The 14054-nt window shown below is 39.9% G+C and carries 14 protein-coding genes; 9 read left to right on the top strand and 5 right to left on the bottom strand.

Going from position 1 to position 14054, the window contains the following annotated elements; genetic code table 11:
• Nucleotides 1–69 precede the first annotated feature (69 nt).
• The 5 genes from thrA to FAX86_RS02255 all read left to right on the top strand — a co-directional run bounded on the left by thrA (nt 70) and on the right by FAX86_RS02255 (nt 6937).
• Complete coding sequence (gene thrA / locus FAX86_RS02235) at nt 70–2547, top strand: bifunctional aspartate kinase/homoserine dehydrogenase I (RefSeq protein ID WP_144391704.1); 2478 nt, start codon at nt 70–72, stop codon at nt 2545–2547.
• Nucleotides 2548–3489, top strand: a complete 942-nt coding sequence (gene thrB / locus FAX86_RS02240) for a homoserine kinase (protein ID WP_144391705.1) — start codon at nt 2548–2550, stop codon at nt 3487–3489.
• Nucleotides 3490–3650: 161 nt separating this feature from the next.
• Nucleotides 3651–4091: a hypothetical protein gene (locus FAX86_RS02245; protein ID WP_144391706.1), complete on the top strand. Its 441-nt coding sequence runs from the start codon at nt 3651–3653 to the stop codon at nt 4089–4091.
• Nucleotides 4092–4350: 259 nt separating this feature from the next.
• Nucleotides 4351–5688: an McrB family protein gene (locus tag FAX86_RS22715; protein ID WP_281286376.1), complete on the top strand. Its 1338-nt coding sequence runs from the start codon at nt 4351–4353 to the stop codon at nt 5686–5688.
• Between the two features lies 1 nt (nt 5689).
• The gene (locus tag FAX86_RS02255) at nt 5690–6937 is read left to right on the top strand and encodes a 5-methylcytosine restriction system specificity protein McrC (protein ID WP_164503428.1); all 1248 of its coding nucleotides are present in this window, start codon (nt 5690–5692) and stop codon (nt 6935–6937) included.
• A gap of 86 nt (nt 6938–7023) precedes the next feature.
• Here the strand turns inward: FAX86_RS02255 and speD are convergent, their stop codons facing one another.
• The gene (gene speD, locus FAX86_RS02260) at nt 7024–7824 is read right to left on the bottom strand and encodes an adenosylmethionine decarboxylase (RefSeq protein WP_144391709.1); all 801 of its coding nucleotides are present in this window, start codon (nt 7822–7824) and stop codon (nt 7024–7026) included.
• Nucleotides 7825–8030: 206 nt separating this feature from the next.
• Nucleotides 8031–8879 (bottom strand): fructosamine kinase family protein, encoded by an 849-nt coding sequence (locus FAX86_RS02265; RefSeq protein WP_144391710.1) that lies wholly within the window; start codon nt 8877–8879, stop codon nt 8031–8033.
• Between the two features lie 147 nt (nt 8880–9026).
• On the opposite strand from FAX86_RS02265, the gene FAX86_RS02270 reads away from it, so the two are divergent.
• The 4 genes from FAX86_RS02270 to FAX86_RS02285 all read left to right on the top strand — a co-directional run bounded on the left by FAX86_RS02270 (nt 9027) and on the right by FAX86_RS02285 (nt 11951).
• A complete protein-coding gene (locus FAX86_RS02270) occupies nt 9027–10706 on the top strand; it encodes an amidohydrolase (RefSeq protein WP_144391711.1) in 1680 nt (559 codons plus the stop codon).
• Nucleotides 10707–10769: 63 nt separating this feature from the next.
• Nucleotides 10770–11051: a peptidylprolyl isomerase gene (locus tag FAX86_RS02275; protein WP_144391712.1), complete on the top strand. Its 282-nt coding sequence runs from the start codon at nt 10770–10772 to the stop codon at nt 11049–11051.
• 96 nt (nt 11052–11147) lie between these two features.
• Nucleotides 11148–11438 carry a DUF1244 domain-containing protein gene (locus tag FAX86_RS02280; RefSeq protein WP_144391713.1) on the top strand — a complete coding sequence of 97 codons (291 nt, stop codon included), beginning with the start codon at nt 11148–11150 and terminating at the stop codon, nt 11436–11438.
• A gap of 39 nt (nt 11439–11477) precedes the next feature.
• Nucleotides 11478–11951, top strand: a complete 474-nt coding sequence (locus FAX86_RS02285; RefSeq protein ID WP_144391714.1) for a MarR family winged helix-turn-helix transcriptional regulator — start codon at nt 11478–11480, stop codon at nt 11949–11951.
• A gap of 1 nt (nt 11952) precedes the next feature.
• Here the strand turns inward: FAX86_RS02285 and FAX86_RS02290 are convergent, their stop codons facing one another.
• The 3 genes from FAX86_RS02290 to FAX86_RS02300 are packed head-to-tail and all read right to left on the bottom strand — an operon-like array spanning nt 11953 to nt 13959.
• Nucleotides 11953–13209, bottom strand: coding sequence for an allantoate amidohydrolase (locus tag FAX86_RS02290; protein WP_144391715.1), 1257 nt, complete (start codon nt 13207–13209; stop codon nt 11953–11955).
• A gap of 27 nt (nt 13210–13236) precedes the next feature.
• Nucleotides 13237–13479 (bottom strand): cold shock domain-containing protein, encoded by a 243-nt coding sequence (locus FAX86_RS02295; protein ID WP_144391716.1) that lies wholly within the window; start codon nt 13477–13479, stop codon nt 13237–13239.
• 9 nt (nt 13480–13488) lie between these two features.
• Nucleotides 13489–13959, bottom strand: a complete 471-nt coding sequence (locus FAX86_RS02300; RefSeq protein WP_144391717.1) for a chemotaxis protein CheW — start codon at nt 13957–13959, stop codon at nt 13489–13491.
• Nucleotides 13960–14054 lie beyond the last annotated feature (95 nt).

Genomic DNA, 14054 nt, shown 5'->3' on the forward strand with positions numbered 1-14054 from the left:
CTTGTAATTATCATCCAACCCATGCAATCTTAAGGTGTAAAATTTTAAATACCATGGAGTCCAGTATTCATGAAAGTACTGAAGTTTGGTGGGTCGTCACTCAAACCTTTTGAAGAATTTTTAACCTGCTGTAATCTCGTTACTAAACAATTAGCCAACTCAAACGGTATCGTTGTCGTTTCTGCATTTGGTGGAGTTACCAATTTGTTGCAGCAGGCACTCGACTCAGCTCTAACGGGAATTTTCCCTGAAAACGAATACCAACAAATAGTCGCCCAACATCAAACCCGACTTAAAGAATTAAAAGAACATTTTTCTGGCTATCACTTTGACGCACTGGAAAAACAAAAAAAGGCACATCTCAATAATCTTTATCAACTTCTTCAGGGAATCACATTAGTTAAAGATGCGAATGAGCGAACTCAAGCGAAGGTTTTGGCTTATGGTGAATTACTATCAAGTAATTATTTTTTCGAATCCGTGAAAGCAGCTCTGGTGGACTCTGATATTTCTGATGATATTGAAGTTGTCCTCATCGAGAGTCAATCGTTTATTAAAACTCAGGGTTCACCTTTAGAAGCACACTACGATGAAGAGCTCACAGATAAAGCCATGCAATCGCTTTCAATGAAAGGACAAAATCAATGGGCTGTAGCTCCGGGATTCATTGCTAGTAATGAAGACGGCGATTTAACTTTACTCGGTCGAAATGGCTCTGACTTATCGGCTGCTATTTTTGCCGCAACGTTGAAAGCCGATGAACTGCAAATCTGGAGTGATGTCGAAGGTATCTACAATGCTGATCCCAACCGAGTTCCTCAGGCTCAAGTTGTTGATAAACTCAGTTATCGCGAAGCGATGGAACTTTCTTTTTTTGGTGCCAAAGTACTGCACCCCAAAACGATTGCTCCTATTGCCAGCCATAAAATTCCAACGCTAATCAAAAATACTTATAACCCTGACGCCGTTGGAACCTTGATAACGGAAAGCAATGAGCGAGCTGACACCGCCATTGCTGGAATTACCATGCTCGATAATCTCGCCATGCTTAATCTCTCTGGGGTTAACCTTAAAGGCCAAGCAGGACTCGCTGAACGAGTATTTCGTTGCATATCGAAAGAAAGAGTTTCAATCATTCTAATTTCTCAATCTTCTTCAGAATATGCAATTTCAATTTGCGTTAAAGAAGCGGATGTTAAACGAGCAACTCGAGCTCTCAATAATGAGTTTTCACTTGAAATGAAGCATCAACAAGTGGATCCCATTGAAGTTCGCCAACATTTATCATCGATCACTGTTGTGGGTGATCATATGAAACAGACTCATGGCGTTGCTGCCAAACTATTCTCAGCACTAGCGACGGCAAATGTCAATGTCGTAGCGATAGCACAAGATTCTTCTGAACGTTCTATCTCAGCTATTATTCGTCAAGCCAAAGCCGATGTTGCACTAAGTAAAACTTACGAGTACTTTTTCAATTGTCCGCGAATGATCTCCGTTATACTTTACGGAGTGGGTACCATAGGATCGGAATTGATAGAGCAAATATCTCGGCAACAACAAGAGTTGCTTAAACAACGCGTTGATGTTCGTGTCGTTGGCATTGCAAACTCAAAAAAACTCTTGTGGGAACCTCTTGGTATTGACTTAACTCTCTGGAACAGTCAGTTTGAACATGCTAGCAGCTCACCTAAAATTGAACAGCTACTTACTCTCATCGATCAGCAACGACCTCTTAACCCTGTTTTTGTCGATTGTTCGAGCAGCGATGAACTGGCGGATGAGTACGTAACATTATTCCAACAAGGCCTTCATATTGTCGCTGCCAATAAAAAAGCCAACACGTCAAATATTGACTACTACCGAGCTTTAAGAAGTTCAGCACACTCAGCTTTAAAACAATTTGGCTATGAAACGAATGTTGGCGCTGGACTGCCCATTATCGCCAATATTCAAAACCAAGTAAGAAGTGGTGATAAGCTGGTAGAGTTTAGTGGAATTTTGTCGGGTTCATTATCTTACATAATGGGAAGATTGGAAGACGGGCTTTCATTTTCTCAAGCTGTCTTAGAAGCCAGAGAAAAAGGTTTCACTGAACCTGATCCTCGTGATGATCTTTCCGGGATGGACGTCGCTCGGAAACTATTGATCATTGCTCGAGAGTTTGGTGCACAAAGTGAGTTGAATGATGTCGCGATTACTCCTTTACTAACCCCCGAGCTTATTGCTGCAGATAATATAGAGTCATTTCTCGAGCAACTAAGTGAAGTTGATGAAACTTACGCTCAAAAAGTTACTAGTGCTAAAGAGCATGATCAAGTGCTAAGATTTGCTGGAGTCATTGATGATCAAAATAATATGTCCGTTGATTTAATTGCTGTCGACCGTTCACATCCACTACATTCTATTCGAGATGGCGAGAATGCATTTTCATTTACAACGGCACGTTATCAACCGGTTCCTCTCGTAATCAGAGGCTACGGTGCCGGAGCAGAAGTGACTGCAGCCGGTGTTTTTGGTGACATTCTACAAACCGTGGTTGCTTAGATGAAAACAATAAAGGTTTTTTCCCCGGCGACAATCGGTAATTTTATTGTTGGCTTTGATGTTTTAGGTGCTTGTTTAGCAACTCTTGATCGAACTTTAGGCGACGAGCTCGTCATTAGTGATGAGCAGCCATCAGGATACTCAGCCGAAGGAGAATTTGCCTATAAACTGCCCGATAACGAACATAATTTAGTAATCACTACGGCAGAGTTTTTTAATCGAAAACTCGTCGATATTAAAAAACAGCAACCTATAAAATTGAATTTTACGCTTTTCAAAAACCTGCCGATTGGTAGTGGACTTGGGTCCAGTTCATCATCCATCGTCGCCACTTTATATGGTTTAAATCAATGGTATGAATCACCGTTTACTCAACAGCAATTACTGTTATGGAGTGCGCAAATCGAAGGTAGTAATTCCGGCAGTATTCACTACGACAATGTCGCTCCCTGCCTGCTCGGTGGATTACAGCTGATCAATAGTGAGCTAGAAGACCCTTGCCAACCCATTCCGTTCTTCAATGATTTATATTTTGCAATTTGTTTTCCTGATATTGAAATTACTACAAAAAGTGCACGAGCGATATTACCTGACACCATTAATTTGATAGATACCATAACGATGCAAGGAAGGCTTGCTGGCTTTATTGCTAGCTGCTTTCAAAAAAATAAAAGTCGAGCGCTCGATTTACTGAAAGATGACACGATTACTCCTAAACGAAAGCAACTCATTCCCGACTATGATAAAGCGGAAGTGCTAGCTCGAGAAAATGGCGCTCTCACATTTTGCCTTTCTGGCTCAGGCCCTACTTGTTTTGCAATATGCCGAGATGAACAAACGGCTCGAGATGTCTCAGAAAAAATCTTAAACGTTTTGTCACGCGGAGAACATGCTTTTCATTGCGTAGCTACGCTCGATGTCCAAGGTGCTCGTTTATTATAAAGAGTTATTTTCACATTCATTGATGTTAAAACATTCAAATATTATTTTCTGAGTTTTAATTAAAGAGAAATTAAACACCCTGGCAATTCCGTTTTAAATTATTTTACGCATAATAACTCATACCAGCTGGCACACTATTATCAATTATTAAAGGAGTTATTATGTTTATAAAACGGTTATCACTTGCGCTACTGACACTCTCCGCATCAACAGCATCTTTTGCAGTTGACGTATGTGACTCAAATTGGACTTTAGTTTGTCGCTCCAGTGAAGGAAATATTTTCACCTCAACACAACCAGGTCATGTTATCGCTGAACGAACCGGGAACTTTCATGAATACATGCGATGTATTAGAAATAACCCGGACGATCCTGGTGCCTGTGATCACCTGATGCCTAAACTGGAAGGAAAAAGTTTGCATTGGGGTGCGCACAACTTTTGGAAAAAAGACTACCGCGGCAACTATATCACCACAGCCGATGGAGGACGAGCAATCACCACCTGGACGTTTGACATTCGGCGGTGCTCAGGTCGCACTCATACTTTGTGGCCATCAAATTCTGATCCACAGTGGCAAGAATATACATGCACAGTTAATTAATCCATAAGCACACACTTTACTGGATCTAATTTTTCTCCATTAAAAAGCTGGGTAACCCTATGGTTACCCAGCCTATGCACTAAGAATCAGCTATCTTGTGTTACCAAAAAACAAGTCATATTGAGATAAATAAATAGGAATCTCAAGTTAATACTGGTGAAACCCAAATATTAGTTAATACTTCACACATCATTTTATTGAATTTGCAAAGATTGCTCACCCATAGAAATAAAGGGTGGTTTTCAAAAAGGAAGAGATGATGAAGTTAGCAAAGAATATAATACTCTATGGTCCGCCTGGAACAGGGAAAACTTACAACACAATTGAATACGCATTAAATATTTTAGACCCTAAATTTAAAGGCGATCGACAATCAATGAAGCAGCGCTTTGATAAGTATGTCAGTGAAAAGCGTGTTTCGTTAGTCACTTTTCATCAAAGTTATACTTACGAAGATTTTATTGAAGGTATTCGAGCGGAGACTCAAGATGGACAAATTAACTATAAGGTTACTGCAGGCATTTTTAAAAAGATTTGTGAAAGAGCAGAGTCAGGCAGAGCAGAACGGCGTAAGGTGTTTGATGCAACCGTAAAGCGACTGCAAAAAATGTTCGACAACTCTGATGGACGTCTCATACTCGATACTGTTCGAGGAAGAAAATACACCATCGAATATCATGGCGACGATACTTTTAAAGTTTTTACTAAGGAATCCGAATACAATAACCAATCTTCCAACGAGCCTGACTTTGAAACCTCATTAAAAAATGTAAAAGATATTTATACCAAAGGAGAAAAAACCGATAGAACGATAAACTCATTCGAAAAGTTCTTACTTAGTTTCATGCAAGAAGAGCTGGGGTTAAAGGAATATGATGAGCTGATAGAACAAGAAAAGTTTCGCGTGCCTTATGTGTTAATTATCGATGAGATTAATCGCGGAAACATCTCAAGTATCTTTGGTGAACTCATTACTTTAATCGAAGACAGTAAGCGTTCCGGACAAAGTGAGTCTTTAAGTACCTTATTGCCTTATTCGAAAGAAAAATTCTCTGTACCCGATAACCTCTATATTATTGGCACGATGAATACCGCGGATCGATCTTTGTCTATGATGGATACGGCTCTTAGACGTCGATTCGATTTTATAGAAATGATGCCAGACAGCTCGATTTTCGAAGGAATGTACGTTAACGGTATCGATATAAAAAAATTAATTGATACACTTAATGAGAGAATTGCGCTACTGTTTGATCGAGATCATACACTGGGACATGCTATTTTTATTGGCATAAAGTTAGCAAGTGACGAAGATAAAGCCTTTACTCAACTACAACTGGCATTCAAAAATAAAGTTTTTCCCCTACTCGAAGAATATTTTTTCGAGGACTGGAATAAAATTCGACTAGTTCTTGGAGATAATCAAAAGCAGGAGAGTCGATTTCAGTTTGTTATTCAGGAACAAAGTGAGGAAAGGCTTGCAAAGCTTCTTGGTGATGAGGGATTCGAACTTTTTCCAGAGCCGCCTCTAGAATATCGATTAAACCAAAAAGCCTTTTTATATCCAGAATCGTTCATCAGAACCTATGAGAAATAAAATGCAACTTGTTGTTAGACAAGGTGACAATATCACCCAACTAACTGCAGCAAATGCTCAAAACCAACATGTAATACCCGACAACCGATTTAGAGAGTTGATTAATATTTATTGGCAGAATGATGATTTTAGAAAACTATTGGAATTAACACCGGGTCGTAAAGTCAATCACTTTAGTGTTAAGCACTATGTCGGTTTTTTGTATCTACCCAGTGGATTTCAAATTAACTTTCTACCTAAATGGCCTCGTGGATTTTTCAAAGGTTCATCACAACAAGAAATAAATTTAGTCTTTGAGATGCTAAATGCATGTATCGACTCTTCTGATTTTTTAAACGTAAGATCGAATGCAATTGAAAATAGCATGCCTATCTTCGAACGATTTTTACTACAGTTTTTAGAAGAAGTAAACTGGGTTATTAAACGAGGTATCAAATCGGATTATAAAATTACTCAGACTAACAGTCATTTTTTTAAAGGTCGACTGTTGGTAAGTCAACAGATCAAGCATAATCTAGTACAACAACACAAAACTTTTATTGAATATGATGAATATACAACGGATCGATCTGAGAACCGATTATTAAAACGAGCGATCGAAACCTGTTTAAGAACCAGCAAATCTTTAGCGATTCAAAAGTTGGCTCAAGAAATACTTCCTTATTTTGGAAATCTACCAACAAGCATTGATATTGAACAGGACTTTAATCGTGTAAGATTAGATCGTTCCATGAGCTATTACAAAGGAGCTATGCGTACTTGCAAACTTATATTAAAGCGACTTCAGCCTATTTCATGGCAAGGAAAAAGTAATCATTACAGCTTCGTATTATCTATAAATGATCTGTTCAAACAATACGCGATGAATAGAGTCTTCCGACTTCCACAACAAATCAATGTCGATTTAAAACGAATAAAGCCATTTATTTCAAAGCACCTAACGAGAGACAAATCTATACAACTACCCGCTCGTCAACTAAAGCCGCATGTAGCGGAACATCAATCAGGTAAACGCTCATGGATATTGGCAGAATGGCAAATCATATCAGTCAAACAACGAAAAAGTTATTATGGGCTCGATCTAAATTTCTTATATCAGCTTAAGTATTTAACCCAGCTTCCAGTAAATGAAAAGCCGTTACAATCAGTGATAATATTATGTCCATTGAATGACGAATTTGAAATTCCAATATCTTTACAGATGGATCAAGTTTTAGATATCACATTAGTACCAATTCAACTTGACTAACTGCGGGCTTTTTAATTCAAGAAAATTTTTCTGAAAGGAGTAGTTGCTTCAATAACTTATCACCAGCTATTGAAGCTTAAAAAAACTTATTTTTGCTCTGGCATATTCTTCGAATAAAAAATTTCATACATTTCTTTTTCGAGCCGTCGCTTAATTGAACGTAACTCGTCATCACTAAAATGCTCTTCACCTGAGCCAAATAAATAGTCATCCATTTCGACTTGCTTTCGAATCATTTTGGTATGAAATGTATTTTCTTGGAACACATTAACATCAATCATTTGATATAAATCTTGAGTATCTTCCGAAAGGTAGTTTTGAATGGAATTAATTTCGTGATCAATATAATGTTTTGTGCCATCAACATCCCGCGTGAAACCACGCACTCGATAATCCACAATGACAATATCAGAATCAAAGCTGTGTATTAAATAGTTGAGCGCTTTTAAAGGTGATATTACGCCGCAAGTCGAAACATCGATATCTGCTCGGAATGTACTAATACCACCATCAGGATGACTTTCAGGGTAAGTATGGACCGTGATATGACTTTTATCGAGATGAGCAACAACCGACTCAGGAAGAGGACCTGGTCCTTCATCGATCTGTTCTTTCTTTGGTTCTATTTCATGTTCAGCAATTAACATGGTGACCGAAGCGCCATGCGGATCGTAATCTTGACGCGCAACATTTAAAACGTGTGCACCGATAATTTCCGTTACGTTCGTCAGTATCTTCGTCAACCGTTCAGCATTGTACTGATCATCAATATACTCAATATATTCTTTACGGTGCTCGGCGCTCTGAGCATAGCTAATGTCGTAAATATTAAAGCTCAGGGATTTAGTCAGGTTGTTAAACCCGTGCAGTTTTAACTTTTTATCCATCAATAACAAAACTCGGATTATATTGCTTCAATTGAACCGCACATTTTAATTCAGATTCAATCATTTTTATACGTTTTTAGAAAAATCTTTAATGTTGCGCCAACCCCAAAATTATTATTTAATTTCAATAACTTATTGTCAAATAACGTAACCTTGATTGCATATTTCTTAGAAGCGGGAATTATCACAGATTTTTTACTGCCCATTTAACCGAATTTAGCGACAACTTGCTTTATCGAGGACAAGTAGTGTCCACCAAATAGATTTAAATGGTTTAGTAGATGATAGAGATTGTATATCGGCGCTCGCTCGCGCCAAGAAGGCTCATACTGCTTTGCATTTGCCGCGTATGCCTCGTAAAAGGCACCGTGAAAACCTCCGAATAAGGTCGTCATTGCTAAATCGGCCTCGGCCCATCCGAAATAACAAGCAGGATCAATAACAGTTGCTCCCTGCGTCGTGTTCATGGCATTGCCAGACCATAAATCACCATGAATCAATACTGCTGGTAGCTCTGGAATCCAGCGCTCCAATCTATCGGCCAACTCCAGAATACTTCTGTGAAGAGCTTGATCCAGAAGCCCATTATTAAGCGCTATGTCAGCCTGATAACCTAAGCGATGCTCTCTAAAAAACTCAATACCCGATTCTTTAGGAGTGTTTACTTGTCGAGTTTCACCACAGTAATTGTCTTCAGAAAAGCCAAAGCTAGGTTCTGGAGTCTCGTGCAACAACGCTAGTTTTTCGCCTAATTCTTGCCAGTAATTATTATCGGGTGCCGTCGGCGATCGGTACTCCAACAAAAGCCCATGTTCTTCAAATGCGATGACTTCAGGAGCAAATCCAACCACTCTATCATTAATAGCAGCCAATCCTCGAGCCTCTGCTCCGAACATGGAGACTCCCGAATGGCATTTAAGAAAGAAGTTCTTCCCGTTGGTTAACTCAATTTGATATGCATCGTTAATACATCCACCAGAGACAGACGAGATGTTTGCTATAGAGGCAGGTACATGCCCCTGTATCCAGGCTTTCATTGAAGTCGATAGGCTCATCGATAATGTCCCTTACTGATTTCTAGCATTTGTTCATGATGACAGTAAAAAGTAAACTCGATACACTCACTAAAGTGCTTACGCTGCATTTAGTATATCATCCAGTTAATTTGACAGAATTCGATCAAATAATAAGAAATAAGGCTCATGAAAATAACTTTACGTTTTATCTTACTTCTCATCATCCCATTGTTGTTTATTGCGAAAATTAATGCACAACCAACATTGATTCATAACATTAACGGTTTCACCTTTGTTGGCCAACCTGGCCCAAAGTCCGAACTTTTTTCATTTGACACCTTAGTTTTTGAAGATGGAAAAGTTTTATTTATCGGTGAATTAAATGATGCCAAGAAAAAATTTTCCAATGCAATAACAATAAATGGTAATAAGAAAACTTTACTGCCTGGTCTTATCGATGCTCATGGGCATGTTTTGGGACTCGGACAAGGGTTATCAACTGTTGATTTACGAGGTACACAATCGGAACAAGAAGCCATTGAACGAATAATTCAGTACGCTAAAGAAAACCCAAAGCAAAAGTGGATTATTGGTCGAGGCTGGAATCAGGTTCTCTGGCCTGATAAAAAGTTTCCCAGTAAAAAAAGCTTAGATCAGCTCAAGTTGAATCGACCAATTTTTTTAAGCCGGATTGATGGGCATGCAGCATGGGTTAACTCTAAAGCATTAGCGATCGCGAAAATAAATAAGCAAACAAAAGATCCCGATGGCGGCCAAATTTTACGAGATAGTTCCGGTGAAGCGACCGGTGTTTTAATTGATACAGCAGAATATTTGGTCTCCAATAAAATTCCAGTGCCGACACAAATAGAGATAAATTTCGCTCTCGATAAAGCATTCAATCATCTAATAAAACTAGGATTAACCAGTGTCCATGACGCTGGCATTAAGCAACCCGTTTACGAAATTTATCAGCAGCGTGCAGAGCAGAATACTTTACCTCTGAGAATTTACGCCATGCTGGATGGCAGCTCCGATAATTTAAGTCGTTGGCTGGAAAATGGAATTATCAAAGACAAAGAAGATAAACTATTAATTCGAAGCGTCAAACTATACTCCGATGGCGCATTGGGAAGTCGAGGTGCGGCATTAATAAAACCCTATTCCGATCTCCCTGACCACAAAGGGTTGTTGGTAACTCAACCAGATATATTAGATAATCGTGTTGAACTAGTATTAAAAGCTGGTTTTCAAGCCAACATTCACGCGATTGGCGACCGAGGAAATCGCATTGTACTTGATGCATTAGAGTCAGCCCTTAAACAAAACTTTGGTACAAAATTACGTCATCGAATTGAGCATGCACAAATCGTTGCGCTCAGTGATTTAAAACGGTTTAAAGAACTTAATCTTATTGCTTCCATGCAACCAACCCATGCCACCAGTGATATGAATATGGCTGAAGATCGGGTTGGTGCTGAACGCATCAAAGGCGCTTACGCCTGGCGAACATTGTTAGATCAAGGAACGATCATAGCCTCGGGCTCCGATTTTCCAGTTGAACTGGCCAATCCATTTCATGGCATTCATGCAGCGGTCACGCGTCAAAATCATAATAATCAACCTGAAAGCGGTTGGAAGCCTGAGCAAAAAATGACCCTAAAGGAAGCATTGCGAAGTTTTACGCTCGATGCAGCCTATGCTGCCCACCAAGAAAAGGAAATTGGCTCTTTAGAGCCTGGTAAATGGGCCGACTTTATCATTGTCGATCAAAATCCTTTCAATATTCCGCCAGAAAATTTGTGGAATATTCAAGTAGAGCAAACCTGGATCGCCGGTCAACAAGTGTTTGAAAAAGCGTTATAATCAATTTTGACGTTGTGTGTCCAATGGGCATACATAAACATTGCAGATTTAAAGGAGATTCCCATGGTACGTGCAACAGCTCGTCACTTACTGGTCGATAGCGAAGACAAATGCAACGAAATCAAAGAAAAAATTGAAAATGGTGCTGATTTCGCTGAAATGGCAAAAGAACACTCCAGCTGTCCCTCAAGCCGCAACGGCGGAGACTTAGGTGAATTTGGTCGCGGACAGATGGTTAAAGAATTTGATGAAGTGGTTTTTTCTGCCCCTGTTAACACGGTTCAAGGCCCGGTAAAAACACAGTTCGGTTTTCACTTGCTTGAAGTCACTGGCCGTACAGAATAAATAATCGGCCAGAATCATTTATTATTTCAATATTCCGGCAAAATACATTAATTGTGATTTTGTCGGAACTTCCCATCATTTATCGGATACCCAATTATGGATAAGCAAACAGAGATAGAAGCCGCTGTTTTTCGACGATTATTAAAGCATCTTGACGACCATAAAGATGTACAAAATATTGATCTTATGAATCTCGCTGATTTTTGTCGAAATTGCTTAGCAAAATGGATGGTTACTGCAGCGGAAGAAAATGACGTTCCACTCGATTACGAACAAGCTCGTGAAAAAATTTACGGAATGCCCTATTCAGAATGGAAAAAGCTATACCAAAGAAAAGCGACGCCTGAACAAATAGCTGCTTTTGAAGCTAAAAACAATGGCAACTAGGCTTAATAGCTTGGAAAAAATTCAGACCACGGTTGAGTCATGGAAAATTACGAAGAACTTTTAATATCTTTGCGAAAAATTATTCGCTCAATCGATTTACACTCAAAAGACTTAAACAAGTCAGCTGGAATGACTGGTCCACAACTCGTTGTTCTTCAGGTAATCTGCAAAAATGAAGGCACAACTGCCAAAGCGCTTGCCGAGAAAGTCAACTTGAGCCAAGGTACCATCACAACCATTCTCGATCGACTGGAAGGTCGCACACTAATTCAACGAGTGAGAAGTGAAACTGATCGTCGTAGTGTTCGCTTGAACCTAACAGAGCAGGGTAAATCACTCTTGTTAAAAGCTCCTAAACCTTTACAAGCACACTTTATCGAACGGTTTAAAAAGTTACCCAACGACAGGCAAGAGGTTCTACTGGACGCATTTGCTCAAGTGGCGACCATGATGGATGCAAGCGAACTTGACGCAGCACCCATGCTTGAAATTGGTCAAATAGACAAAAAATAAACTACTCGTTACACAAATCTAATAAAGTTTTATAAAGTAGATCACACCCTTTTTGGACATCATCCCAATGTGACCACTCATCGGGAGCATGACTGATCCCGCCAACACTTTTCACAAAAATAAGGGCTGTTGGTACCAGGTCGGCAAAAAACTGGCAGTCATGCCCTGCTCCACTTGGCATTCGCATATAGTCTAAAGCTAACTCCTGAGCGTTTTTTTCAACCGTATCAACCAAATCATCAGAAAAATGCCGCGGTGGAATCCAGCTTAATTGGTCGTACTCAAATTTAAGGTTATGCTTTCGCGCGATAGCTCCGAGTACCTTTTGGCATGACATAGACACCTGATGCATAACCTCATTATCCATATCTCGTCCGACAAGTGTGAAGTGAGCTTCACCAGGAATGGTATGCGCAAAACCAGGCTTTAACTCTACGCGACCAATCGTTAGTCGAGTATATTCGCTTCCCTCTTCATCAATAATACGGCTGAGTTCGTGCGCAAAGTCAGCAACGCCCATGAACGCATCACTACGCATGTTCATTGGAGCTGTTCCAGCATGATCGGGCTTTCCAACCAGTTTTATTAACCATTTAAAAACACCGGAAATGCCATCAACAACACCAACCGGTTTGTTGTTCATTTCCAAGACAGGACCTTGCTCGATATGTAATTCGAGAAAAGCTCGAATATCGGCAGGATCTCGGCGGGCGTGTAACGCTTCTTGTGGACTAAAGCCACATTGCTCCAAAGCATCTTTTAAATATTCTCCGGCAGGATCTTTGGCCGTATTTAACCACTCTAATGTTAAATTGCCAGAAAGAGCCTGAGCGCCGAGCATACCACCAAAACGTCCTTCTTCTTCGCTGGTTCCAATAATTTCGATGGGACGATTAACAGTAATATTGTTTTCTTGGATCAGACGAATGCATTCGAGCCCCGCCATAACGCCCAATGTGCCGTCGAACATACCACCGGCAGGAACAGAATCCAGATGAGAGGCAATTAAAACAGCAGGAACATCTTCAAGTTCCGGCTTGGGAACGTAACGACCGCATACATTTCCCACGCCATCCAAAGACGCTTCCATTCCAGCTGCTTCAAATTGTTGTTTAACCCATTGCCGAGCTTCCATATCGATTGGCGTTAATCCCTGACGATAAATACCTTTGTCGTCAGGGTTAAAACCAAATTTAGAAAGTTCGTATAAGTCTTTTTCGATTCGATCAATATTGACCCGCGATTGATAGGCGTTGATAACACGACTCCTATTGTCTTGCGATCACTAACCTCGTTTTTGAACTTCTACGTCGATCGCCTGGATACCGCGTTCGGTTTTTGTCACTTTAAAATTCACATCCTGATTCGGTTTTAAATATTGATAACCTCTCGTCTTGATGTTTGAACAATGAACAAAAACGCTAGTATCTTTGTTTAATGTGATAAATCCAAAACCTTTCTTTCTATTAAACCACTCTACTTTGCCAGAGAGGTTTAGTTTTAAAAATCGAGCTAATGCTAAAAACATGGTGTTTTCCTATAAGTCTTCTATAAGCCGATAGAAGTCCAGCACCGAGTAAAGTTTTTCATTCGCGTAAATTGTTCCTTTAATTAAGGAGTCGCTATCAGATACTTCTGTATTTCGATCGATGTTATCCGGATCGAAATGGATAATTTCCTCAACGCAATCAACGTTAACGCCAATTAAATTATCTTCAATCGACAGCGTAATAATCCGCCAATCTGGACTTGGCTCGGCAGCCGGTAAATTAAATAATTGTCGGCCGGAATAAATGGTAGCGATACTTCCTCGGATATTTAAAATGCCCAAAATACCTGCTGGAGCACCAGGAACTGGAGTCGGCTCGGTGTAATGAAAAATCTCTTCGATATCTCGAATTGGATGACAATAGTGGGTTTTGTCTAACTGAAAACTAATCCACTGCCATTCCTGTGGTTGCGATAAAACTTCACTTTCTCGATTTTCGTCACGCTGTTCATTACTCACGGGGCTTCCTCAGTCAGTTGACTTGTCCGATGATCGCCGTTTCTTATATTTCAGGAAGATCTCCCTCCCTGATAATGGGCAACAAATGTCAGTTC

Source organism: Pleionea sediminis (genome assembly GCF_007570825.1).
Classification (GTDB): Bacteria; Pseudomonadota; Gammaproteobacteria; order Enterobacterales; family Kangiellaceae; genus Pleionea; species Pleionea sediminis.